23 protein-coding genes are annotated in these 22522 nt (G+C 62.4%); 13 read left to right on the top strand and 10 right to left on the bottom strand.

Features of this window, described 5'->3' with window-relative positions:
* Window positions 1-5: 5 nt before the first annotated feature.
* The gene (locus GR183_RS17195) at window positions 6-635 is read right to left on the bottom strand and encodes a Crp/Fnr family transcriptional regulator (RefSeq protein WP_160776911.1); all 630 of its coding nucleotides are present in this window, start codon (window positions 633-635) and stop codon (window positions 6-8) included.
* A 293-nt stretch (window positions 636-928) separates the two neighbouring features.
* Complete coding sequence (locus tag GR183_RS17190) at window positions 929-1639, bottom strand: IclR family transcriptional regulator (protein WP_160776910.1); 711 nt, start codon at window positions 1637-1639, stop codon at window positions 929-931.
* A 162-nt stretch (window positions 1640-1801) separates the two neighbouring features.
* Between GR183_RS17190 and GR183_RS17185 the strand changes: the two genes are divergently transcribed.
* Entirely contained in the window at window positions 1802-2995 is a 1194-nt protein-coding gene (locus GR183_RS17185) for a CaiB/BaiF CoA transferase family protein (RefSeq protein WP_160776909.1), read from the top strand.
* Entirely contained in the window at window positions 2992-3786 is a 795-nt protein-coding gene (locus GR183_RS17180) for a citryl-CoA lyase (RefSeq protein WP_160776908.1), read from the top strand. The genes GR183_RS17185 and GR183_RS17180 overlap by 4 nt, the downstream gene beginning before the upstream one ends.
* Before the next feature lie 6 nt (window positions 3787-3792).
* On the opposite strand, the gene GR183_RS17175 is transcribed toward GR183_RS17180, so the two are convergent.
* A complete protein-coding gene (locus GR183_RS17175) occupies window positions 3793-4089 on the bottom strand; it encodes a helix-turn-helix domain-containing protein (protein ID WP_160776907.1) in 297 nt (98 codons plus the stop codon).
* Between the two features lie 270 nt (window positions 4090-4359).
* Here GR183_RS17175 and GR183_RS17170 point away from each other — a divergent pair, with 270 nt between their 5' ends.
* A complete protein-coding gene (locus GR183_RS17170; RefSeq protein ID WP_160776906.1) occupies window positions 4360-5796 on the top strand; it encodes a helix-turn-helix domain-containing protein in 1437 nt (478 codons plus the stop codon).
* On the opposite strand, the gene GR183_RS17165 is transcribed toward GR183_RS17170, so the two are convergent.
* The gene (locus GR183_RS17165; protein WP_160776905.1) at window positions 5783-6964 is read right to left on the bottom strand and encodes an NAD(P)/FAD-dependent oxidoreductase; all 1182 of its coding nucleotides are present in this window, start codon (window positions 6962-6964) and stop codon (window positions 5783-5785) included. The genes GR183_RS17170 and GR183_RS17165 overlap by 14 nt on opposite strands.
* Before the next feature lie 103 nt (window positions 6965-7067).
* On the opposite strand from GR183_RS17165, the gene GR183_RS17160 reads away from it, so the two are divergent.
* A complete protein-coding gene (locus GR183_RS17160; RefSeq protein ID WP_160776904.1) occupies window positions 7068-7973 on the top strand; it encodes a LysR family transcriptional regulator in 906 nt (301 codons plus the stop codon).
* A 25-nt stretch (window positions 7974-7998) separates the two neighbouring features.
* Here the strand turns inward: GR183_RS17160 and GR183_RS17155 are convergent, their stop codons facing one another.
* From GR183_RS17155 to GR183_RS17140, 4 genes are read right to left on the bottom strand one after another with little or no spacing between them, the layout of a single operon-like run.
* Window positions 7999-8730: a proteasome-type protease gene (locus tag GR183_RS17155; RefSeq protein ID WP_160776903.1), complete on the bottom strand. Its 732-nt coding sequence runs from the start codon at window positions 8728-8730 to the stop codon at window positions 7999-8001.
* 52 nt (window positions 8731-8782) lie between these two features.
* Window positions 8783-9601, bottom strand: coding sequence for a transglutaminase family protein (locus tag GR183_RS17150; protein WP_160776902.1), 819 nt, complete (start codon window positions 9599-9601; stop codon window positions 8783-8785).
* A 36-nt stretch (window positions 9602-9637) separates the two neighbouring features.
* Window positions 9638-10585 carry an alpha-E domain-containing protein gene (locus GR183_RS17145; RefSeq protein ID WP_160776901.1) on the bottom strand — a complete coding sequence of 316 codons (948 nt, stop codon included), beginning with the start codon at window positions 10583-10585 and terminating at the stop codon, window positions 9638-9640.
* A gap of 11 nt (window positions 10586-10596) precedes the next feature.
* A complete protein-coding gene (locus GR183_RS17140; RefSeq protein ID WP_160776900.1) occupies window positions 10597-12015 on the bottom strand; it encodes a circularly permuted type 2 ATP-grasp protein in 1419 nt (472 codons plus the stop codon).
* Window positions 12016-12346: 331 nt separating this feature from the next.
* Between GR183_RS17140 and GR183_RS17135 the strand changes: the two genes are divergently transcribed.
* The 9 genes from GR183_RS17135 (at window position 12347) to GR183_RS17095 (ending at window position 21247) form a co-directional block, all read left to right on the top strand.
* Entirely contained in the window at window positions 12347-13381 is a 1035-nt protein-coding gene (locus tag GR183_RS17135; protein ID WP_160776899.1) for a TRAP transporter substrate-binding protein, read from the top strand.
* Window positions 13382-13449: 68 nt separating this feature from the next.
* The gene (locus GR183_RS17130; RefSeq protein ID WP_160776898.1) at window positions 13450-14718 is read left to right on the top strand and encodes a flavin-dependent oxidoreductase; all 1269 of its coding nucleotides are present in this window, start codon (window positions 13450-13452) and stop codon (window positions 14716-14718) included.
* Window positions 14711-15175 (top strand): MarR family winged helix-turn-helix transcriptional regulator, encoded by a 465-nt coding sequence (locus tag GR183_RS17125; protein ID WP_160776897.1) that lies wholly within the window; start codon window positions 14711-14713, stop codon window positions 15173-15175. The genes GR183_RS17130 and GR183_RS17125 overlap by 8 nt, the downstream gene beginning before the upstream one ends.
* Window positions 15176-15393: 218 nt before the next feature.
* Window positions 15394-15537, top strand: coding sequence for a hypothetical protein (locus tag GR183_RS17120; protein WP_160776896.1), 144 nt, complete (start codon window positions 15394-15396; stop codon window positions 15535-15537).
* 47 nt (window positions 15538-15584) lie between these two features.
* Complete coding sequence (locus tag GR183_RS17115) at window positions 15585-16859, top strand: imelysin family protein (RefSeq protein ID WP_160776895.1); 1275 nt, start codon at window positions 15585-15587, stop codon at window positions 16857-16859.
* Window positions 16860-16873: 14 nt separating this feature from the next.
* A complete protein-coding gene (locus tag GR183_RS17110) occupies window positions 16874-17176 on the top strand; it encodes a hypothetical protein (RefSeq protein ID WP_160776894.1) in 303 nt (100 codons plus the stop codon).
* Window positions 17170-18702 carry a di-heme oxidoreductase family protein gene (locus tag GR183_RS17105; RefSeq protein ID WP_160776893.1) on the top strand — a complete coding sequence of 511 codons (1533 nt, stop codon included), beginning with the start codon at window positions 17170-17172 and terminating at the stop codon, window positions 18700-18702. Before GR183_RS17110 ends, GR183_RS17105 begins: the two co-directional genes overlap by 7 nt.
* A 282-nt stretch (window positions 18703-18984) precedes the next feature.
* Complete coding sequence (locus GR183_RS17100) at window positions 18985-20121, top strand: imelysin family protein (RefSeq protein ID WP_208999895.1); 1137 nt, start codon at window positions 18985-18987, stop codon at window positions 20119-20121.
* Window positions 20102-21247: a DUF1513 domain-containing protein gene (locus GR183_RS17095; RefSeq protein WP_160776891.1), complete on the top strand. Its 1146-nt coding sequence runs from the start codon at window positions 20102-20104 to the stop codon at window positions 21245-21247. Before GR183_RS17100 ends, GR183_RS17095 begins: the two co-directional genes overlap by 20 nt.
* Before the next feature lie 69 nt (window positions 21248-21316).
* On the opposite strand, the gene GR183_RS17090 is transcribed toward GR183_RS17095, so the two are convergent.
* Both GR183_RS17090 and GR183_RS17085 read right to left on the bottom strand, forming a co-directional pair.
* Window positions 21317-21838, bottom strand: coding sequence for a glycine cleavage system transcriptional repressor (locus GR183_RS17090; protein ID WP_160776890.1), 522 nt, complete (start codon window positions 21836-21838; stop codon window positions 21317-21319).
* Window positions 21839-21928: 90 nt separating this feature from the next.
* Window positions 21929-22432: a cupin domain-containing protein gene (locus GR183_RS17085; RefSeq protein WP_160776889.1), complete on the bottom strand. Its 504-nt coding sequence runs from the start codon at window positions 22430-22432 to the stop codon at window positions 21929-21931.
* Window positions 22433-22522 lie beyond the last annotated feature (90 nt).

The raw sequence follows: 22522 nt of genomic DNA, 5'->3' as shown, positions 1-22522 counted from the left end.
ACGCATTATTGAGCCAGTTTCGTCTGGCCGCGTCGGGCGGTTGCCACGTGATCGAGATAGGCGGCGTTGTACTGGGCGATCTCGGTAGCCTTGTCGAGATCGAGGAATTCCACGCAGCCGTCCTTGAGGTTTACGACGCCTTCCTGGCGAAGTTCGCGCACGATGCGGTTCAGATGCACCGAAGTCAGGCCGAGCGCATCGGCGATCTGGCTCTGGTTCAGCGGACAGGAAAAGCTTCCGTCGCTGCACTTGCCGACCAGCGAGAGGCGGTCCTGAAGTTCAAGGAAGAAATGGACGACACGTTGCAGGGCCGTTTTCCTGCCCACGCCGACGAGGCGTTCCACGAGAAGCGCTTCCTCGCGCGCGGACGACCACAGAAAACCCGCGGCGAGCCGCGGGGCTATATCCAGAAGCTCGAACATCGCCCTGGATGAGATTTCGTAGACGACCGACGTCGTGATCATGGCCGCAGCGAAATCGAGATTGCGCAGCATCAAGGAGCGCATGCCCAGGATATCGCCAGGCACGGCGACGTCCACAATTTGCCGCGCGCCGCTCGGCAGCTGCTTGTACGTGCAGGCCCAGCCATCGTTGATGAGGAAGGCCTTGTGCGGCCAGGAATGGTCGAGGTTCAATTCCTCACGCGATTCTACAACCCGTGGTTTTCCGATTCTTTCGGCAAGAGCATCGAATTCGCGATCCGGAATCGTTGAGAAGGCGCCAAGCTTACGTCTTAGAGTGACAAATGTGTGCATGTTGAGCCTTTGCACAAGCAGTCCATTTCCAAAACTAGTTGCGTTAACGCGCTCCGCCATGACTTGGCTCAAACGCTATTGCCCGTGCCTCAACCCAATTAATTAACCGTACAGATTATCGCTGAAAACAACAATCCCGAATATCGCGGTGATTGGAATCGTATACAGTTACGTTAATTTGGCAGTTCTCCCGTTATTTCTCTTGCGCATGATTTCAAAAGGTTAACAGCATCTTCACGCTTGCGCGAGGTGAAGCGTCCCGCCAGGCCCGAAACCGTCAGCGCCGCCACCAGATTGCCGGAGCGGTCGACCACCGGAACCGAGACGGAGGCGACGTCCGGATCGCGTGCGCCCACGGATATCGCATGTCCTTCCCCGGCAGTGGTGCCGCCGGGGGGCCGGCCGGGGCCGGCATGGCTTCTCAGCACGTTTGCCGTGGCACTTTCGTCCAGGGGAAATCGCGCGCCCTCGTCCAGGTGGTGGCGGACGGCCCGGGGGGAATTTCGGCGGTAGAGGCACACGCGAAAATTGTCTTCGCGAATGTAGAGGGAAGCGGATTCGCCGGTCGCCTCCACCAGGCGGTCCAGTTTCGGGCGGACGATTTCCTCCAGGCTGAACTGGCCTTGATATTGCGCGCCGAGCCTCCAAAGTGCGGGTCCAAGGCGGAAGTGGCCGCTCTCCTCACGCCGAAGATAGCCGAAGCGTGAAAGGGATGTGGCCAGCCGCAGGATGGTGCTTTTGTAAAGGCCGGAACGGCGCGAAAGCTCTGCAAGCGAGAGGCTTTTGTCCTCTGCGCCGAAACAATCGAGAATCCGTAGCGCCCGTTCCACGGCCTCCACCCCGCGTTCGCCGGTGCCATCGTCTTTCGGGGTTGCGGATGTCATTTCGCCTGCCGCTTCCAATTGCAGTTTCGTTCTGTTACATTAAATATCGTTCTGTAGAATAGAACAATCAATTCCACATTCGCAAGACGCATTCCGCAGGTGGGCGGGCGCGATCGCCAATACGCCGCAGTGGGGGCGGGGCCAGACCCTGGGAGACTTCAGATGAGCAAACCTCTTGCGGGCATACGCGTTCTCGATCTGACGAATGTGCTTGCCGGCCCGTTCTGCTGTCATCAGCTTGTCCATTTCGGTGCCGAGGTCATCAAGGTCGAAGCGGCGGGGCGGGGCGACCTTGCGCGCCAGCTCGGCGCGGACGCTCAGTTGAATGATAAGCTCATGGGCGTTTCGTTCCTGGCGCAAAATGCCGGCAAGAAATCCGTGACCGTCAATCTCAAGCATGATGACGGCAAGGCGCTCCTGAAGAAGCTTGTCGAAACGGCGCATGTGCTGGTGGAGAATTTCCGTCCCGGCGTAATGGACCGGCTCGGCGTTGGCTACGAAGTTCTGAAAGAGGTCAATCCGAAGCTCGTCTATTGCGCGATTTCCGGCTTCGGGCAGGACGGGCCGTGGACGCATCGCCCGGCTTACGACCAGATCATCCAGGGTGCCGCCGGCGTCATGTCGATCACGGGGGACGAGGCTTCGTCACCATTGCGGGTCGGTTATCCGATCGCCGATACCATCGGCGGCATGACGGCGGCCTTCGCGATCTGCGCGGCTCTCAATGACCGGGAGAAGGGCGCTTTCATCGATGTTTCGATGCTTGAATCCGTTATCGCGACCATGGGCTGGGTCGTCTCCAACTGGCTGATCGCCGGTGTCATGCCTGCCGCCCATGGCAACGAGAACATGACTTCGGCACCCTCCGGCGCGTTTCAGGCCGCCGACGGCCTTTTGAACATCGCCGCCAACAAGGACGAGCAATGGCAGACCCTTGCCCGGCATATCGGGCGGGAGGATCTGCTGTCGCATGCCGATTACGCAACGCGCGAGCAACGTAAACGGCATCGCTTCGCGTTGAAGGCGGAGATCGAAAAGGCGCTCCAGTCGAGGCCGGCACGCGAATGGGCGCGTGAGTTGAATGCGAAAGGCGTGCCGTCCGGCGCTGTTTTCGATGTGCCGGAAATTCTGGCGCATGAGGTCGTCGCCTCGCGCGGAATGCTGGCGGATTTCGCCGATGTGCCGGGCGTCGGGCGCGACATCACCGTCCTGCGAACGGGCGTGAAGCTCGATGGCGCGCCGCCCTCGGTCGAAAGCCCGCCTCCCGTTCTCGGGCAGGACAATCGTGAGATTTACGCCGCGCTCGGTCTTACGGGCGAAGAGGTCGACCGTCTGAAATCCGAGGGCGCGATATGAGCATCGAGCGTAGCGACGTTTCCGACTGGTGGCGCACCGAAATCATCGATATGGCGCCGGGCATCATCCGGTTTCGGGGCCACCCGATCGAGGATCTGATCGGCAGCGTCAGCTTTCCGCAGATGATATGGCTGATGGTGCGTGGCGATTTGCCGAATGCGGAGGAGGCGGCGCTGTTCGAATGCGCGCTGGTCGCCGCCGTCGACCATGGGCCGCAGGCGCCCTCCATCGCGGCGTCCCGCATGGCCGTTACCTGCGGCTTGCCGTTGAACAGCGCGATGGCATCGGCGGTGAATATGCTGGGTGACGTCCACGGCGGGGCGGGCGAACAGGCAGTCGAGCTTTACCATATGATCGACGAGGCCGGCGGCCCATCATATGCAGGAGAGATGATAGATCGCTGGCAGACGGAGCGCACGCCTTACGTGCCGGGTTTCGGTCACCGCTTTCACAAGCCGGTCGATCCGCGCGCCCCGCGCCTGCTCTCGCTCGTTGACGAGGCGCAGAAAAAGGGCGTGGTCTCGGGCAGGTTTGCCGCGATCGGCCGCGCGATACAGACCGAACTCAACGCCCGCAAGGGCAAGCCGGTGCCGATGAACATCGACGGCGCGACGGCGGTGATCTACGCCGAGCTTGGCTTCGCGCCGCCGCTTGCCCGCGGTCTCTTCTGCCTGTCGCGCTCCGTCGGCATCCTCGCCCACGCCTGGGAGCAGATGAACCAGGGCGGGCGCAACAAGGGTCCGACCCCGCCGAAGTACCGGTGGACCTACGACGGGCCGGACCCGATCTGACGGCGTTCAGTGAGTGAGGATCGAGCGCACGTAGATCGCCACCGCATGGGTGCGGTTCTTGGCGCAAAGCCGTTCGATCGCGAGCGACATATGCGCCTTCACGGTCGCGACGGTTATGCCCAGTTCATAGGCGATCTGCTTGTTCAGCAACCCTTCGGAGGCAAGGCGCACGATCTCGCGCTGGCGAGAGGACAGGACGTCGATCGTGGAATTGCGCTCGCGCGCCGCCGGGCGGTAATCGTCCTCGACGTCGTGAGCCGGAACGTCCTTTTCGAAAAACTGAAGCGCGCCAATCCCGTCCATTGCTGTCACCTCCCTGGAGCATGTCCCCCAAAAGTGGGTACCGGTTTTGGGGCAAGGACATGCGATAAACAGATAAGACAGAGCGCGTCATCCGATACCACTTTTTAAAGGCCACGCTCTGGATATGCGGCTGGCAGCCGTTCTGGCGTTTCACGCCGGTTTGCTGCACCGCGATAGGAAGACGGATAAAGTTTGCGTTGCAAAATTGCTAGATGTAAAAATGACAGGAGAAATCTTGTAAAAATTTTGCAATTTGCAGGACCTAGCCTTATGGCCAAGAAAATCTTCGCGGGTCACGTGCTCAGAAAGGTGCGCGAGGGGCAGGGCCTCACGCAGATGGAGTTTGCCAAACGCCTCGGCCTTTCAGCCTCTTACGTGAATCAGCTTGAGGCGAACCAGCGGCCCTTGTCGGCCGCGGTGCTGCTTTCGGTCGGGCGGGTGTTCTCCGTCGACATGGCGAGTTTCGAGGCCGACGATCTGGAGCGTATCGTCGCCGATCTCGGTGAAGCGCTTGCCGATCCGATGTTTCGCGGTGCGAAGCCCGGTCTGCAGGACCTGAAGTCGGTCGCCACCCATGCGCCGGATTTCGCCAAGGCGTTTCTCGATCTTCACGGCGCCATGCGCAGGGTTCTGGAGCATCAGGCCTCGGTCGACGATGTCATAAACGCACAGGGCACTTCGCCGCGCGCCGAAGCCCGCGCCGCGCTCCCTTACGAGGAGGTGCGGGATCATTTCCATTACATCGATAATTACGTGGACCCGCTCGACCGCGCGGCGGAAAAGACCGCCGCCGATCTTGGCCTCGCCTGGTCCCATGAGAAGGCGCGCCTGATCGTCGAGCGTCTGGAGGGGCTCCACGGCGTCACCGTGGCGGTAAGCGACGCTGGCGATCCGCACGGGCCGATCATGCATTTCGATCCCGCCCGGCGGATGGCGATCGTCGCGCTTTCCCTGCCGCAGTCGACGCGCGACTTTCTGCTTGCCGGCCTGCTTGCCCGCTTCGAGGCGGCGGAGATCATCGACGACCATGTGGCCAGGGCAGGTTTTCGCGCGCAAGGGGCCGAGGAGGTCTGCCGCCTGGCCCTTCAGAACCATTATGCGGGCGCGCTGCTTCTGCCCTATCAGGCGTTTCTCGACCTTGCCCGCTCGACGCGTCACGATCTCGACCGCATGCAGATCGTCGCCGGCGCCTCGCTGGAGCAGGTCGGCCATCGCCTGTCCACGCTGCAGCGGCCGGGCAACAAGGGAATTCCCTTTTATTTCCTGAAAGTGGACCGTGCCGGCAACGTCATCAAGCGCCACAGCGCCACGCGTTTCCAGTTCGCCCGTTATGGTGGCGCCTGCCCGATGTGGAACGTGCATGAGGCGTTCGAGCAGCTTCCGGCGCGCACCCTCGTTCAGATCGGCGAAATGCCGGACGGCTCGCGCTATCTTTGCCTTGCCCGTAGCACGGTCAAGCCGCCGACAAGCCACCAGACCCGAGAGCGTCGCTATGCGCTGGGCCTTGGCTGCGAGATTTCCTACGCCAGCGAGATCGTCTATGCGGACGGCCTCGCCATCGGCGAGAAAAGCGAGGTCGCGAAAATCGGCATCAACTGCCGCATTTGCCCGCGCGACGATTGTCTGGAGCGCGCCTTTCCGGCGGTCGACCGGAAGATCGAGCTTGATCCGGACGCCCGCGGCATCGTGCCTTTCACGCTGACCTGACTTCGCGGGGCTCCGGATCCGTGGCGACGGGAAGCGCGACGGCTTCGAAAATGGCGTCCGCACCAAGGTCGGGTGATGGCGGGTAGATCCATTGCGTATTGATCTGCCTTTTCATCTCCTTGCCTTCCTCGCGTGCTTTCTGGATCTCGCGGTTCCAGCCCGTCGTGAAGAGCGCGCCCCACGGGCCGAGGTCCAGGCAGGTCGCGTAGAATTCCTTCCTGAAGGCGCGCGTCGGCAGGCCCAGAAGGTCGCGCAGGGCGTTGTGCCCGGCGAACTGGCCAAGTGGCATGGCATGCTGGCAGGACATGAAGACTTCGTGCGTGTCGTCGGCAAGCACATTGGCCGTGTCGCCGGCCGCGAATATATCGCTCGCTCCGAACACCTTCAGGTCGGGGCCGACCATAAGCCTGCCGTGTCTGTCCTTTTCGCCGGGGATGGATTTCGTTAGCGGGCTTGCCTCCATGCCCGTTGCGAGCACCGTAACGTCCGTCTCGATGCGCTCGCCGTCGTCGAGCGTGATCTCGCCGGCGGAAATTCTCTCGGCCGTGCGTCCGAAACGGGTCTCGATCCGGCAATCGTTGAGTGCTTCCTCGATAGCCGCGCGGGGATTGTTCCCAAGCTCGATGCCGGCTCGCTCGGCGCTGTCGATAAGGACGATCCGCGCCTTTGCTCCCATGCGCGTACGCAGTTCCGTGGCAAGCTCGAGGCCGGTGAAACTTGCGCCGATGACGATCGCCGTCGCGGTGTCGCGCAGGCTGACGAGCTTTTCGTCGAAGCTTGCCGCTTCTTCGTAGGTGTCGACGCAATGGCAATATTCGTCGGCACCTCGCACGGGGATTCGCTTCAGCCGGCTGCCGGTTGCCAGCACCAGCCGGCGGTAGGCCAGCGTTCCGCCATCGGCAAGGTCTATGCTCCGGGACCCCGGGTCGATACCGCTCGCCGTGGCCGTTATCAGGTTTGCCCCGATCGTCGTCATGAGGGGGGCGAGCGGCACTCGCATTTCCTCCTTCGCCCCTTCGTAAAGCCTGGGCCGGATCGTCAGGCATGGGTCCTTGGTCACAAGCGAGATCGTTATGTTTTCCTCGCCGAGGGCCTTGCGCTCCGCGGCGGCGCTCATGGCCGCCCAGACGCCGGCGAAACCGCCGCCGAGAATTGTGAGATCGCTCATTCATGGCTCCATCGTTCGCGAGGAATTGCCGATGAGCGTGCAATTTGCAGAATATTAAATAAACTTGTTATTTGGCGAATTGAGTTTGCAAAGGTGCAAATAAATGCTGGCCTGGAGCGATTATCGTCTGGTGCTCGAAGTGGCGCGCGCCAATGGACTGGCCGGCGCCGCCGAGCGGCTTGGCGTCACCTTTTCTACCGTTTTTCGTCGGCTTGAGCGGGTGGAGGAAGAGCTCGGCGTCAAGCTGTTCGAGAGGATACGCGCGGGCTATGTACCAACCGATGCCGGGGGCGAGATCGTCCGGGCGGCGGAGCGGATGGAGCAGGAGGCTCTCGCCGGGGATCGTGCCGTGACGGGCCGGGACCAGCAGCTTTCGGGCCGTCTCGTGGTGACTGCGACGGAAGTTCTGGCGACCTGCTTTCTTGCCCGTCATCTCCCGCATTTTTGTTCGTCGCATCCCGGTTTGTCGGTCGAACTCGTCTCCGACAACCGCCGCCTCAGCCTTGTCGATCGCGAGGCGGATATGGCCATCAGGCCCCGGCGGCCGCAGGAAGAAAGCCTTGTCGCCCGAAAGGTCGGAACGCTCGGCTGGGGTATATTCGCATCGCCCGGTACGGCCGCTCGCCTTGGTAAACCCGGTTCGTTGCCGGAGCTTGCCGGCGCGGAGTTCGTTTGCTGGGACGGGGTGGCGGCTGCGCGGGAGGTTCTTAGCTGGATCGAGACGGCCATCCCGAACGCCAGGATCATATGCCGTTCCAGCAGCATGATGACGGTCGCGGCCCTTGTTGCCCATGGCCGCGCTTGCGCGGCCCTGCCGTTCATGCTCGCCAACATGTGGCCGAACCTGAAGCCGGTCTATTCACCGTTGCCGGAGCTGACGGCCGAACTATGGCTCGTTACCCATAAGGATCTTCGCCGGAATGCCCGCGTTCGCGCTCTTATGGATTATCTGGCGGATGCCGTGCGCGGCGACGATCACCTGATCGGGCTTGCCCCGCAACGCGGCTGACGTCACGCGTGGGCTGCGCGCGTCATCAGATCTCGAAATCCGGAATATCCGCCACCGCCGCGCGCAGTTTCTCAGACCAGAGCTCCGAAAGCTGCGAGAAATAGGGGTTGTCCTTCTCGATGCGCATCTGGCGCTCGGCGGTGAAGCTGTCTGTGTTGTAGAGCAGGAGATCGATCGGCATGCCGACCGAAAGGTTGGAGCGCAGCGTTGAATCGAAGGACAGGAGCACGAGTTTCGCCGCCTGGCCCAGGCGCATGTCGTGCTGCGTCACCCGGTCGAGGATGGGCTTGCCGTATTTGTGCTCGCCGATCTGCAGGAAGGGCGTGTCCTCGCTTGCCTCTATGAAATTCCCGGCATCATAGACCTGGAAGATGCGCGGCTCCTCGCCCTTGATCTGGCCGCCCAGGATGAAGCTGACGAGGAAGCTTTCGGCGTTCACCTCAAGTTGCTCGCCGTCGATCTTCTTCACGGTACGCGCCGCACTTCCCACCACGCGCGCCGCCTGGAACATGGTCTCCGCCGTCATCAGTGTGGGGCCTTTCGCTTCCGGGTCGTTCATCTGCTCGGTAAGCAGGCTGACGACGGCTTGCGTGACGGCAAGGTTGCCCGACGACAGAAGGACGAGCACCCGCTCTCCCTTCTTTTCGAAAACGGTCAGTTTCTTGAAGGTGGCGACGTTGTCTAGGCCGGCGTTGGTACGGGTGTCGGAGGCGAAAACGAGCCCGCGGTCGAGTTTCAGACCCACGCAATAGGTCATATGTCGTCCTGTCGTGTCAGCGCGGCGGCCAATACGCCAGCCGCAAGACGGTTCACTGCTGCTGGAATTGCTGCTGGTCTTGCGACACGGAAACCTCGACCTGCAGGCGTTCGTCGATTCCGCCGAATTGTACCCCGCGAATCGGCGCCGCGGAACGGGAATCGAGGCCGATGGACAGCCGGATATAGTGATCTGTCGGGCAAAGGCCGTTCGAAATGTCGAATCCCACCCAACCGAGGCCCGGAAGCAACACTTCCGCCCAGGCGTGATGGGCTTCGGACTCCAGCTCTTCGCTCAACAGCAGGTAGCCGGAGACGTAGCGCGCCGGCACGCCGATGGACCGGGCGGCGGAGATGAAGATATGCGCATGGTCCTGGCACACGCCTTCGCCGGCGGCCAGTGCGTCGGCGGCGGCGGCATGCACCTCGGTGACGCCGACACGATACATGACCTTGTCGCCGATCGCCGCCATCAGGTCGTGGAAACCGGAAAGCATGTCGTCCTTTTCGGCAAGGGCGCCGAGGCGCCGGATCGCCTGGTTTGGCTTGGTCAGCGGCGTTTCGCGGGTGAAGACGATGTCGGGTGCCGGGCAGGGCGGCCTGCCGATGACGCCGGAAAGGTCCTGCGTTTCAACGATGCCGCGCGCGGTGATCGTGACCTCGCTCATCGGCTCGCGGTGGCTGACGATATGCACGAGATTGCCGAATGCGTCGCGGTAGGTCGCGGCTTCGTCGATACCCGGCACCTCGATCGTCCAATCGATCACCTTTTGTGCCGGCCCGTCCTCCGGTGTCAGGCGCAATTGCTGGATGGTATGCGCCAGCGGCTCGCCGTAGCGGTATCGGGTCGTGTGATTGACGGCGAGGCGCATTTTCTTGTCGTCTCCCGGTCGGTTGAGCGTTGTCGTTCAGGCGAAGTTGTAGTCGGCTGACAGCTGGTGGCTGAGCCCGTTGTTGCGGGCGATGAAGTCGGTCAGGAATTCATGCAGGCCGCTTTGAAAGATTTCTTCCATCGTTTGTTGGGTCAGGATACCGTGCGTGTCGATCGCCATGTCGTGGCTGAGAAGCTTCTCGCCGTAACCTTCCGTTAGGTCGGCCATGCAGTCCTCGATCCAGTCGTAGCAATAGGCGAGCGAGCGCGGCATTTCCTTTCTGAGGATCAGGAACTCCGCCACGTTGAAGGCCTTCAGGCTGGAATCCCTGTAGGCGTGCCGGTAGCTGCGGTTGGCCGAAACCGACCGCAGGATGGTCGACCACTGGTAGGTGTCGAGGCTTCCGCCGATCACCTCGTTGTCGGGCAAAAGGATCCAGTATTTCACGTCGAGGATGCGCGCCGTGTTGTCGGCGCGTTCGATGAAGGCGCCGAGCTGCGAGAAATAGTAGCCGTCATTGCGCATCAGGGTGCCGAGCAGGGCGCCGCGGAACAGCATGGCCCGCTGCTTCACCCAGTTGAGGAAGTCGGGCAGCTTGTCGTCGCTCATGTGCTGCGGGCGCACTTCCGAAAAGCCGATATAGGTTTCGTTCAGGCTTTCCCACATTTCGGAGGTTATGGCGGTGCGTACCGAACGCGCGTTGTGCCGCGCCTGCTCGATGGACGATCGCACGGAGGACGGGTTGTCCTGGTCGAACAGGAGGAAGTTGATCGCGTTTTTCTGCGTGAACTCGCTGTATTTTTCCTCGAAACCCGAGCAGCATCCAGCACTTACCAGGGTCGAGCGCCAGTCCTCTTCGGCATCGGATGCATAGCGCGGCGTCATGGCGATGCGATAGGCCACCTCGAGCAGGCGGGTCATGTTCTCCGCTCTCTCGTTGTAGCGTGACATCCAGAAGAGCGAGGATGCGGTTCTGCCGAGCATGGCTTTTTTCTTCAGTCTTCGAGGACCCATGTATCTTTCGTGCCGCCACCCTGGCTTGAGTTGACGACGAGCGATCCCTTCTTGAGTGCAACGCGTGTAAGTCCGCCGGGCGTGATGCGCACCTTGTCCCCCACCAGCACATAGGGCCTGAGGTCCACATGCCGGGGGGCGACCCCGGATGAAGAGTGCGTCGGGCAGGTGGAAAGCGAGAGCGTCGGCTGGGCGATGTAGTTCTTCGGGTTGGCCTCCAGCCGTTTCCTGAATTCGGCGAGTTCCCGCTTGGAGGAGGTCGGTCCGATCAGCATTCCGTATCCGCCGGAGCCGTGCACCTCCTTCACCACCACTTCGGCCAGATGGTCGAGAACGTATTTCAGGTCGTCCTCCTTGGCGCAGTTCCACGTCGGCACGTTGTTCAGGATCGGCTTCTGCCCGGTATAGAATTCGATGATGTCCGGCACATAGGCGTAGATCGCCTTGTCGTCGGCAATTCCCGTTCCCGGCGCGTTGCAGATCGTCACATTGCCCGCCCGGTAGGCATCGAAGAGGCCGGGCACGCCCAGCATGGATTCGGGCCGGAAGGTCAGCGGGTCCAGGAAGGCGTCGTCGATGCGCCGGTAGATCACGTGCACCTGCTGGGGCGTGCGGGTCGTGCGCATCCACACCTTTCCGCCTTCCACGTAAAGATCGCGCCCTTCCACGAGTTCGGCGCCCATGGTGTCGGCAAGGAAGGCATGCTCGAAGTAGGCGGAGTTGAAGATGCCGGGGGTGAGCACGCAGATCGTCGGGTCGTCGACGCCGTCGGGCGCCACGCTCTTCAGCGTCTCCTTGAGGAGATCGGGGTAGTGCTCGACCGGCGCCACCCGGTGCGTGCGGAAAAGCTCGGGGAAGAGCCGCATCATCGTCTCGCGGTTTTCCAGCATGTAGGAAACGCCGGAGGGCGTGCGGGTGTTGTCTTCCAGCACGTAGAATTCGTTTGCCCCCACGCGCACGATATCGGTGCCTATTATGTGGGCATAAACCTTCGCCGGCGGCGTGAAGCCGATCATCTCGGGCAAGAACGCCTCGTTCTGGATGACGAGGTCCGCCGGGACACGGCCCGCACGGATGATTTCCTGGCGGTGGTAGATGTCGTGAAGGAATGCGTTGAGCGCCTTGACCCTTTGGTCGATGCCGGCGGAAAGCCTGCGCCATTCGGAGGCGGAGATGATGCGCGGCATGATGTCGAAGGGGATCAGCCGTTCGGTCGCCTCGGAGGTTCCGTAGACGGCGAAGGTGATGCCGAGGCGGCGGAATATGACTTCCGCCTCGCGGGACTTCTTTTTCAGCTCGGCCGGGTTCTTGCCCTCAAGCCATTTTGCGAGGTCGCGATAGGGCGCGCGGGCTCCGCCGCTTTCGTCCAGCATCTCGTCGAAGAATTGCCGTTCCTCCATGCGACCCCCGATGTTCTTGTTATTGAAAGCATTGCAAAGATTTCGGGCAAACCCAAGCCCATTATCCATACGTCATTTGCCTAATGATCGGGCAGGCGCGGAATTCTGCGCCGCCGAGTGGTCTTGAGGCCGGTTCCAAGGTCTGTTGAGAACCCGGCTTCGGGCGTTTTCCCGTCTGCCGTGTCAAACGTTTCAGCCGCGTTTTCGTTCCAGGATTGACGTTGAAGATTACGTCGGCCAAGATCGTTTACCTGATAAACGATCCTGGCAACCCGGACGAACCGGCGGGATCCGGGACGTAGGAAAGACAAGACTGATCGGGAGGAAAATCATGAAGCGTTTCCTGAAAGCCGCCCTTGCGGGCGCGGCGATCCTTTTTGCTGCGGCGAATGCCCATGCGCAGGAGGTGACGCTGCGCGTGCATCACTTCCTTCCCCCGCAGGCGCCGGTGCCGAAGAACTTCATCACGCCCTGGGCGGAGAAGGTGGAAAAGGAGTCCGACGGGCGCATCAAGGTCGAGGTCTATCCCGCCATGCAGCTCGGCGGAAAACCTCCCGCACTCTACGATCAGGCGAAGGACGGCGTCGTCGACATCATCTGGACGCTGCCCGGTTATACGCCCGGCCGGTTCCCTGGCACGGAAGCCTTCGAGCTTCCCTTCATGCCGGCGAAGGCGGAGGCCACGAGCCAGGCCGCCTGGGACTTCTACGAGAAATACCTGCAGGACGAGTTCAAGGACACGCATATGATCGCCGCCCACGTTCATGGGCCGGGCCTTTTGCATGTGAAGGGCGAAGGCGTTCACAAGCTTGAGGATATGCAGGGGCTGAAGCTGCGCGGCCCGACCCGCCAGACCACCGCACTTCTGGAAAAGCTGGGTGCCACCGCAATCGGCATGCCCGTTCCCGCCATGCCCGAGGCGCTGTCGAAGGGGGTTATCGACGGCACCGTCATCCCGTGGGAAGTCACCGCACCGCTCAAGGTGTCGGAGCTTGTCGATACCCATACCGACTTCGACAGCGACCGCGGCCTCTATACGGCGTTCTTCGTCTTCACCATGAACAAGGATCGTTACGAAAGCCTGCCGGACGACCTGAAAGCGGTGATCGACGCCAACAGCGGGCGCGAGGTGTCCAGATGGGTCGGCCGCGTGATGGACGAGGGCGATGCTCCGGGCATGGCGATTGCCGAGAAGTCCGGCAACGAGATCATCAAGCTCCCGCCCGAGGAGGTCGCCCGCTGGAAGGAAGCGGCTGCCCCCGTGGTCGATGCCTGGATCGAGGATGTCTCGGCCAAGGGCTATGACGGCGCGGCGATGGTCGAGGATGCCAGGGCCATGATCGCCAAATACGCCGAAGGGAACTGAGGCGATACACAATAAAGAGAGCCCGGCGGAAGCCGGGCTCCGCATTCCCTTTTTGCGGAGGCAAGCCCATGACGGTGCTCATCTCGGGCGGCGGCATCGCCGGTCTGACGCTGGCGCTCAGCCTTCACGAGGTCGGTGTCCCGGTAAAGGTTTTCGAGGCGGTCGAGGAGCTAAAGCCGCTTGGCGTCGGTATCAACCTTCAGCCCCATGCGGTGCGCGAGCTTGACGAGATGGGCCTCCTCGCCGACCTGGACAGGATCGCCCTGCGCACGCGCGAAGTCGCCTATTTCTCCACTCATGGCAAGCTCATCTGGTCGGAGCCGCGCGGGCTTGAGGCAGGCTACAACTGGCCGCAGTTTTCCATCCATCGCGGCAAGTTGCAGATGCTGCTCTTCAACGAAGTGCGGCGGCGCATCGGCGAAGATGCCGTTCTCACCGGCGCTTTTGTCGAAGGCTGGCGCGAGACGGGTGACGGCGTGGAGGTCGACCTCGCGAACCGTGCGAACGGTGCTTCGCTCGGCACGGTGCCGGGCTCGCTCTTCATCGCCGCCGACGGCATTCACTCAAGCGCGCGCGCGGCACTTTATCCGGACGAGGGGCCGCCCGCCTGGGGCGGCACGGTCATGTGGCGCGGCGTGACCCGCGGTCCGCGTTTTCTCACCGGGCGCACGATGGCGATGGCCGGCTGCAAGCCCCGCAAGTTCGTCTGTTATCCGATCGCCGACGAGGGCGAGAACGGTTCGCTCATCAACTGGATCGCGGATCTCAAGTTTCCCGACGATTATCTCTGGCGGCGGGAGGACTGGAACCGGCCGGGCAGACTGGAGGATTTCCTGCCGAGCTTCGAAAACTGGCATTTCAGTTGGCTGGACGTGCCGGCGATCATCCAGGGCGCCGAAAGCATCTACGAATATCCGATGGTCGACCGCGATCCGCTGCCGCAATGGACCTTCGGGCGCATGACGCTGATGGGCGATGCCGCGCACGCGATGTACCCGATCGGCTCCAACGGCGCGAGCCAGGCGATCCTGGATGCCCGTGTCCTTACTCGCGAGCTTCTCGTCCACGGCCTCTCGCCTGCCGCCCTTCGCGCCTATGAGGCGGATCGGCGTCCGGCAACGGCGAAGGTCGTCATGCTCAATCGCGCCGACGGTCCGGATAAGGTGCTCGACATCGTGGAGGAAAAGGCGCCGGACGGCTTCGCCGATATCCATGACGTCATGAGCAGGCAGGAGCTTGAGGAAACGGCGAACGCCTACAAGCAGACGGCGGGCTTCGCCGTCGACGCGCTCAACGCGAGGGAGCGGATCGTGCCATTAGGGGCGACACTTGACTGAAGCGGCCACATCGCGGGCCCCTGCGGATCTCGACTGCGGGATCCTGAACGATCTTGTCGGGCATCTGCTGCGCCATGCCTTCCTGCGCGGCCAGCAGGTGTTTTCCGCCGTCTTCGCGGATGAGGACATCACGCCGCTTCAGTTCATGGTGCTTGAGCTCGTCTCCCGCAACGAAGGCGTTACCCACCGCGAGGTATCGGCCGCCATGTCGACCTCAGCTTCCGTCCTGACGACGGCGCTGAAGCCTCTGGTCGACCGCAAAATCCTCCTGCGCGCGCCCGTTCGGGGCGATGCGCGAAAGGTCGGCTATTCGCTCTCGTCGGAGGGTGCGGACTGGTTCTTTTCGATCCGGGAGCGTATCCACATGGCGGAGGCCGAACTCATGAGCCCGCTCGACGACGACCTTCGCGCGAGCCTGCACCGCGCGCTCCTGCAGCTCGTCGGGCGAAAGAGCTGAAAAAGCTGAGAATTTTCATCCGGCATTCGCCGGGCTTTAGTTCCGGGCGATGTTCATTAGAATTATTTCACATTAGAACGATTATAACCTATTGAAACTCTTGAAGAATAAACTTGACTATAAAAGTCAGCTATATTTTTGTGTGGCGCATGCGGCGCGCTGTTTCGCGTCGCTCCCTTTGGTGGCGGGGCCTTTAACTTCGCTTATTGGAGGATGCGATGTCATCTGGAAATGTTTCGCGCGGCGCCTTTGCCGCGCTTTCCTGCTGCGCCTTCGGCAGCGCCCGCACGGGCCGCTTGCCTCGCATTGGCGTTCCCGAGCTTGCGGAGCTCGGAGAAGTCCCGCCATCGGTCCGGCATTGAGCCGGGATTAAGAAATCCACCGAACAAGAAGACCGAAAGGAACACCAATGCGTCTGAAAGCCACGCTCATCGCGAGCGCAGCTATCCTTGTCGCGACGCCTGCCTTCGCCCACGACGGCGAGGTTCATGCCGGGGACGTGCTGACGACCTACGCCGATATCGCCGAGGCCGCCTATCGGGATTCGCTCGACACGGCGGAAACGATGGCACGGGCGGTCGATGCGCTTCTCGCCGCACCGACGGAAGAAAACCTTGCCGCCGCCCGCGATGCGTGGAAGGCAGCGCGCCGTCCCTACCAGCAGACGGAGGTCTTTCGGTTCGGCAATGCTTTCGTCGACGACTGGGAGGGCAAGGTGAACTCCTGGCCGCTCGATGAGGGGCTCATCGATTATGTGGCTGACACCTACGGCTCGGAATCGCCCGAAAACCCGTTCTACACAGCCAATGTCGTCGCCAACGCCAGCCTGACGCTCGGCGGCGAGACGATCGATGCGCGCACGATCACGCCGGCACTCTTGTCCGGAAAGCTTCAGGAGGCCGGCGAAATCGAGGCCAATGTGGCGACCGGCTATCACGCGATAGAGTTCCTGCTCTGGGGGCAGGACCTGAACTTCACGGATGCCGGTGCGGGTGCGCGCCCGGCGAGCGACTTCGATCCAGCGAATTGCACCGGTGGCAACTGTGATCGACGCGCTCAGTATCTCAAGGCCGCGACCGATCTTCTGCTTGCCGACCTGAAGGAGATGGCGGACGCCTGGCAGCCGGAAGGGGCTGCCCGCAAGGAGCTTGCCGAAAAAGGCGAAGGCGGCGGTGTCGCGACCATTCTCACCGGCATGGGTTCCCTTTCCTACGGCGAGCTTGCCGGCGAGCGCATGAAGCTCGGCCTCCTTCTGCACGATCCGGAAGAGGAACATGACTGCTTCTCCGACAACACGCATATGTCGCATCTCGATGACGTGCTCGGCATTCAAAATGTCTGGCTCGGCCGCTACGAGGGGCCGGACGGCGATCTGACAAAGGGTGCTTCGCTGCGCGATCTCGTGGCCGCGAAGGATCCCGGGCTTGCGAAGGAAGTCACGGCGAAGATCGAGACCACGGTCGAAAAGGCTCTTGCCATGAAGGCGCGCGCCGAGACGACCGAGGCCTACGACCAGATGATCGGCGAGGGCAACGACGAGGGCAATGCCGTCGTCCAGGCGGTGATTGACGGTCTCGTCGACCAGACCCGCGCGATAGAACGCGCCGTTGCGGCGCTTGAACTGGACGGGATCGCGTTCGAAGGCTCCGACAGCCTCGACAACGTGGACGCCGTCTTCCAGTAGGCCGCAAAGCGGGAATGGCGGAGCGCACGGGAGATCGGATGGTCGTTTTGCATGCGTTCCGCAAATTTGAGCATCGCACCCAGGTCGATACCTCGCAACTCGCGCTCACCTCTCCCTTGGTGGGAGAGGTCGGTGCGAAGCACCGGGTGAGGGGGATTGGCGAGGTACTTCGATTGATCGCTCGCATCCCCGGATCGCAGGCCTTGGACGGATGGCCTGCGATCCATATGAAATATCCGGCAAACATGACGGGCCGCTGTCTCCGCAATGGCCCGTCCTTCTCCGCTGACGGAAAAGTCGTGAAGAAAGCATGCTGAAGAAATCTCTTCCGATCCTCGCCTCCGGGCTTTTCGCGCTCGGGCTTTTCTCCGTTCCCACGCTTGCGGGCGACGCCGGTCCGCTTGCTCATCGCGATGACCTGATCCCGAAGGACCGCGCCCGCGTTGCAAGGGTGCTGAAGTCGGATGTCGACCTTGAAAAGGCGGAGCCCTTCGAGCGGATGAGCGCAGGCGCCGCGACGTCGCAAAAGCACATCAACGCCAACGCCTTCTCCCATCCTTCCCAGAACCTTTCGTTCGAGGAGCAGCAGGATTTCGCGGTCGGCAACGGTCTCTTCCGCAAGCTCTGGGTGTCGTCGCCCTCTTCCACGCAAGCCTCGGACGGGCTCGGGCCGCTCTTCAACGCCCGCTCCTGCCAGGGCTGTCATTTGAAAGACGGTCGCGGCCACCCGCCGCGCGAGGGGGAGGATGCGGTGGCTCTCTTCCTGCGTCTTTCCGTTCCGCCGAAGACGGAGGAGCAGAGGAAAGCGGTCGAAAGCGGCGCCGTGCTATCGATTCCGGAGCCGACCTACGGCGGCCAGTTCCAGACCTTCGCCGTGCCGGGGTTGAAGTCGGAGGGGCGGCTTGAGGTCGACTATGAGGAATTCGGCGTCACGCTCGGCGACGGAACCGTCGTTTCGCTCAGAAAGCCGACCTATCGCATGACGGACCTCGGCTTCGGGCCGATGGCGGATGACGTCATGACTTCGCCGCGCGTTGCCCCGCAGATGATCGGCCTCGGCCTTATCCAGGCGATCCACCCGGGCGACATCCTTGCGATGGCCGATCCTGAGGATGCCGACGGCGACGGCATCTCGGGCCGCATCAGCTGGGTGCCGGATCCCGCGACGGGGGAAAGAACAATCGGCCGTTACGGGTGGAAGGCGTCCACTCCTTCCGTGCGCGCCCAGTCCGCCGGGGCGTTTGCCGGCGACATTGGCATTTCCACGCCCGATGTGCCCCTGAACTACGGCGACTGTACCAAGGCGCAGACGGAATGCCGCGTCATGCCGACGGGCGAACAGGCGCATCTCGGGGCGAGCGAGGCACCCGATCCGGTGATGCGGCTTGTCGATTTCTATTCGCGCAATCTCGCCGTTCCCGCACGCCGCGATGTCGATAACGTTGAAGTCCTTGCCGGAAAGGCGGTCTTTCACGATCTCGGTTGTGCCTCCTGTCACCGGCCGAAATATGTGACATCGCGCAAGGCGGACATAAAGGCGCATCGCTTCCAGCTCATCTGGCCCTACACCGACATCCTCCTGCATGACATGGGCGAGGGGCTGTCCGACAACCGCCCGGTCGGCAGCGCCAGCGGGGCGGAATGGCGCACGCCGCCGCTTTGGGGCATCGGCCTGACGGAAACGGTGAGCGGGCAGGAAAGCTATCTTCATGACGGGCGCGCGCGGACGCTGGAAGAAGCGATCCTCTGGCACGGCGGCGAGGCGGAACCGGCGAAAAATGCCTATGCGTCGCTTGAGAAAAAAGACCGCGACGTGCTCGTTCGTTTCCTGAAATCCCTGTGAGGCTTCATGCGTTTATTTGGTATCGGTTTGTCGATTTCAAGCGCCTCGGTTCGTCATTTCCGAGTGGAGGCGTCTGGTTGTTCAAATAAGCCTGCGTCCGACCATACGGCCTTCGGTCCAGGAAAACGTTTCTGGTTTCGCCTGAGCGATAGCCGCGCGCTGGTTCCCTCTCCCTTGAAGGGAGAGGGTCAGGGTGAGGGTGTGCGGCGTCCGCAAAAAAAATACAATCTTTGCCCCCCTCACCCGGCACGTTCCGCGCCGGCCTCTCCCACCAGGGGAGAGGTGCAGCCACCGGCCAGACCCGGTATCCATAACCGGCTAACCAACGTCTTCGCGCGGGTCGCTTTGGCCCTCGCCGCTCTCTCGCTACTCGCGGTTCCTGTTTCCGCCCAGCCCACGATCGACTATTCGCCAATCGTCAGGAACCTCGTCGAGAATTACGCGGTGCCGAAATCCGCCGTGCTGGCCGAAACCTTCGCGAAACTGCCCGAGGCGATTGACGCTGCCTGCGCCGATCCGGCCTCGGCGGAGAAGAAAGCCGCATTCGCGAACGCCTTCCGCGAAAGCGTGGATGCCTATGTGCGCGTCGCTGTCCTGCGCTTCGGCGCGCTGGCGGATGAAAACCGGCTGGAGCGTCTCGCCTTCATTCCCGATGCGCGCAGCGTCGTCCGCCGTCAGGTCGACAGACTCATGGCAAAGCCCGATCCAAAGGCCACGAAGCCCGAGGGCTTGCGCGAAAAAAGCGTCGCGCTTCAGGGCCTGTCCGCGCTCGAATGGGTGGCGTTTTCTTCCCATGGCGATGTCGTGCTTGACGGCTCAAGCGAAAAGGGCGCTTTCGCCTGCGGTTATGCCGGGGCGATTGCGGCAAGGCTCACGAACACGGCGGAAAACCTGAAAGAAGCTTACGGGAAGGGCGAGGGCCAGACGGGCCTGCTCTTGAGCCCTTCGCCGGAAAACCCCCTCGTGAAAACGCAAAAGGAAGCCGTAGAGGAGGTCTTCAACGCGTTGTTGACGGGCCTTGCGCTCTTGCGGGATCAGGTTCTGGAACGTGTGCTTGAACAGAGCGACCCGCGCGCCCGCGCGGCACGTGCGCCCTTTTCCAGAAGCGGAAACGAGTTCGTCTATCTTGCCGGGGGCCTCGGCGCCTTGGGCGAGGCGATAGCAGCCGGCGGCTTCGTGGAAGCGGCACCTGAGGATGGCCGCTGGCTTTCAGGTTCCCTCTCATTTGAAAACAAGCTTGCCGTCGATGCGCTCAACGGATTTTCCGAGCCGCTTTCCGCCGTTCTTGGCGATGAGAAAGCCCGCCGGCGGCTTGAAGTAATCGCGCTTGGCACAGCCAATTTCCGCGACCTCATGGGAAAGCAGCTTGCCGGATATCTGGAACTTTCAGGAGGCTTCAATGCGCTCGACGGAGATTGACCGCCGCCACCTCATGCGGATGCTTTTTGCCGGCTCGGCGGGCCTGGCGTTTTCGAAAACGCCGGTGCTGGCGGCTGGCCTTTACGACCCGTCGCCGGATGAGCCGCTTTTCGCCGGTGCGCGGCGCGGGGCGGACGGCACCCACTCCATCGCCGTCGTGACGCCCGAAGGCTTCGAGGTCGTCAGTATCCCGCTGCCCGAGCGGGGCCATGACATCGCCTTCGACCCTGCTGGAAAACGCGGCATCGCCTTCGCCCGCAGGCCAGGCAATTTCGCGGTCATGTTCGATATCGCGGGCACGCGCGAGCCGCATGTCATTACCGCGCCAAGGGGCCGGCATTTTTACGGTCACGGCGTCTTTTCGCCGAACGGGCGTCTCGTCTACGCGACGGAAAACGACTATGAGGCCGGGCGCGGGCTCCTCGGCGTCTATGACGTCAGCGGCGATGTGCCGGCACGCATCGGCGAGATGGAAACGGGCGGCATCGGCCCGCACGATCTGCTCCTTTCCGGGGACGGGAGAAAGCTTGTCGTCGCAAACGGTGGCATTCTCACCCACCCCGACAAGGGCAGGGAAAAGCTCAACATCGACACGATGGTGCCGACGGTCGTCTTCATCGACCGGGAGAGCGGCGAGATCGTCGCCTCGCACAGGCTCGACAAGACGCTTCATCAGTTGTCATTGCGTCATATGGCGATGGATGGTGCGGGCGGCATATGGGTCGGCGGCCAGTACGAGGGGCCGGAGGGCGACCGTCCGCCGCTTCTGGCAAGGCTCACCCGCGAGGGATCGCCGAAGCTCTTTTCCGCGCCCGATGCGGTGCAGGACCGGCTTGCCAATTACGTCGGCTCGGTCGCGGTCAACGCAAGCGGAGAAGTCGTCGCCACCTCGCATCCGCGCGGAAGCCGTATCCTTTACTGGTCGGCTGCCGACGGGCGCTATCTCGGTGCTCAGGACGTAGCCGACGGCTGCGGTGTCGCGGCGCTCGACGAGACCGGCTTCCTGATCTCGGACGGGCGCGGGGGCTTGAGCTATTCGGACGATCCGGCTTCAACCCCCGCCGCGCTCAGCCTTTCGGCGGGCATCGCCTGGGACAACCATCTGGTGGCGGTCAGGCGGGGTTGATTCCGTTCAAGAATGTCATCCCGGACGCGATGCGGCATGCAATGCCGCTTCGCAGAGCCGGGATCTCCCTCAATCTTCCTTCTTGAAGTCGATCTCCGCCATCAGGTCGCCGGCAAGATCTTCAAGCGCGGCACGAAGGTCGCCTTCGTCGGTGCCGGGCGGCAGAACGATGTCGGCCTGAACGCCGAACATCCGCTCGCCGCTCATCGAGCCGGGAAAGACCTCGCTCGTCAGTTCGTCGATCGAAACGCCGTGCTCGGCAAGGGCGGCGGCCACCGAATGGATGATGCCGGGGTGGTCCTGGCAGACGAGTGAAAGCGAAGCGTGCCGGCCTTCCGGCGGCGGCGTCGGCGCGCCCCGGCGCACGGTCACGGAGATGCCTTCGGTTCCAAGACCGGCAAGCGCTTCTTCCAGCATCGGCACGCGGGCATCCTCCACCGATACACGGACGATGCCTGCGAATTCGCCGGCGAGCCGCGCCATGGAGCTTTCGACCCAGTTGCCGTTTTCGGCGGCGATGACATCGGAAAGTTTCTCGACAAGACCGGATCGGTCGTTTGCGAGAACGGTCAGCACAAGGTCGGTGGGCATGGGGCGGTTCCTCGGCAAGCGCGGCGTCGTTTTGACGTAGCGTAGTCCCGTAGCGCCAACATGAACACAGCACTTGCGGCTTAAACCGGTCTAATTGCGACCGGGCACCCTGGCGTCGCCGAAAAGCTTTTGGCCGATCCCGCGCAGTTTTCTCAGCGCCTTCATCTGGAAGCGCACGAAAGGCGGCAGCACGGCGTGGCAGAAAGCGACCTTGCGTACATACTCATGAACGTGCCAGCGAAACCATGCGCCTGCGGGAAAATAGGCGGTATCGCCCGCGCGAAGCAGCCGCCGGGTTCCGTCGGGCGCGGTTACCTCGACAGTGCCTGCGAGGATGTAGACCGCTTCGTCGCCGCCGTAATACCAGTGGAATTTGCCGGCGGTGCAATCCCACACGGCGGTATTCGCAAAGCCGTCGATCGAACGCGCCAGCGGTGAAACACGCGCCACGGGTTCGCCTTCGATGATCCAGTGCGGGCGGATCGGGGCGGGCCGCATGGAAACCCGGGCGACGGAAGCGGATGCGAAATCGAAACCCTTGAGCTCGGCCCGGCTCGCTACGTCCGCGAGCCCCGCGGCGAAATCGTCCGACATTTATCCCCCCTCCCGGATCTTTTCTTTCCCCTACGGAGGAAATGTTGCGAAAGAGGCTGAAAATCGCGTTTGGATTTCTATGGCAATTTT

Source organism: Stappia sediminis, from assembly GCF_009826895.1.
Lineage (GTDB): Bacteria > Pseudomonadota > Alphaproteobacteria > Rhizobiales > Stappiaceae > Hongsoonwoonella > Hongsoonwoonella sediminis.
Note: the sequence above shows the minus strand (reverse complement) of the source record. Positions and strands in the feature narration are given on the sequence as shown.

Excerpts from the sequence above, each read along its gene's own strand:
- GR183_RS17190 (WP_160776910.1), bottom strand. The coding sequence starts at position 1,639 with ATGACATCCGCAACCCCGAAAGACGATGGCACCGGCGAACGCGGGGTG.
- GR183_RS17185 (WP_160776909.1), top strand. The coding sequence starts at position 1,802 with ATGAGCAAACCTCTTGCGGGCATACGCGTTCTCGATCTGACGAATGTG.
- GR183_RS17180 (WP_160776908.1), top strand. The coding sequence starts at position 2,992 with ATGAGCATCGAGCGTAGCGACGTTTCCGACTGGTGGCGCACCGAAATC.
- GR183_RS17175 (WP_160776907.1), bottom strand. The coding sequence starts at position 4,089 with ATGGACGGGATTGGCGCGCTTCAGTTTTTCGAAAAGGACGTTCCGGCT.
- GR183_RS17170 (WP_160776906.1), top strand. The coding sequence starts at position 4,360 with ATGGCCAAGAAAATCTTCGCGGGTCACGTGCTCAGAAAGGTGCGCGAG.
- GR183_RS17165 (WP_160776905.1), bottom strand. The coding sequence starts at position 6,964 with ATGAGCGATCTCACAATTCTCGGCGGCGGTTTCGCCGGCGTCTGGGCG.
- GR183_RS17160 (WP_160776904.1), top strand. The coding sequence starts at position 7,068 with ATGCTGGCCTGGAGCGATTATCGTCTGGTGCTCGAAGTGGCGCGCGCC.
- GR183_RS17155 (WP_160776903.1), bottom strand. The coding sequence starts at position 8,730 with ATGACCTATTGCGTGGGTCTGAAACTCGACCGCGGGCTCGTTTTCGCC.
- GR183_RS17150 (WP_160776902.1), bottom strand. The coding sequence starts at position 9,601 with ATGCGCCTCGCCGTCAATCACACGACCCGATACCGCTACGGCGAGCCG.
- GR183_RS17145 (WP_160776901.1), bottom strand. The coding sequence starts at position 10,585 with ATGCTCGGCAGAACCGCATCCTCGCTCTTCTGGATGTCACGCTACAAC.
- GR183_RS17140 (WP_160776900.1), bottom strand. The coding sequence starts at position 12,015 with ATGGAGGAACGGCAATTCTTCGACGAGATGCTGGACGAAAGCGGCGGA.
- GR183_RS17135 (WP_160776899.1), top strand. The coding sequence starts at position 12,347 with ATGAAGCGTTTCCTGAAAGCCGCCCTTGCGGGCGCGGCGATCCTTTTT.
- GR183_RS17130 (WP_160776898.1), top strand. The coding sequence starts at position 13,450 with ATGACGGTGCTCATCTCGGGCGGCGGCATCGCCGGTCTGACGCTGGCG.
- GR183_RS17120 (WP_160776896.1), top strand. The coding sequence starts at position 15,394 with ATGTCATCTGGAAATGTTTCGCGCGGCGCCTTTGCCGCGCTTTCCTGC.
- GR183_RS17115 (WP_160776895.1), top strand. The coding sequence starts at position 15,585 with ATGCGTCTGAAAGCCACGCTCATCGCGAGCGCAGCTATCCTTGTCGCG.
- GR183_RS17110 (WP_160776894.1), top strand. The coding sequence starts at position 16,874 with ATGGCGGAGCGCACGGGAGATCGGATGGTCGTTTTGCATGCGTTCCGC.
- GR183_RS17105 (WP_160776893.1), top strand. The coding sequence starts at position 17,170 with ATGCTGAAGAAATCTCTTCCGATCCTCGCCTCCGGGCTTTTCGCGCTC.
- GR183_RS17095 (WP_160776891.1), top strand. The coding sequence starts at position 20,102 with ATGCGCTCGACGGAGATTGACCGCCGCCACCTCATGCGGATGCTTTTT.
- GR183_RS17090 (WP_160776890.1), bottom strand. The coding sequence starts at position 21,838 with ATGCCCACCGACCTTGTGCTGACCGTTCTCGCAAACGACCGATCCGGT.
- GR183_RS17085 (WP_160776889.1), bottom strand. The coding sequence starts at position 22,432 with ATGTCGGACGATTTCGCCGCGGGGCTCGCGGACGTAGCGAGCCGGGCC.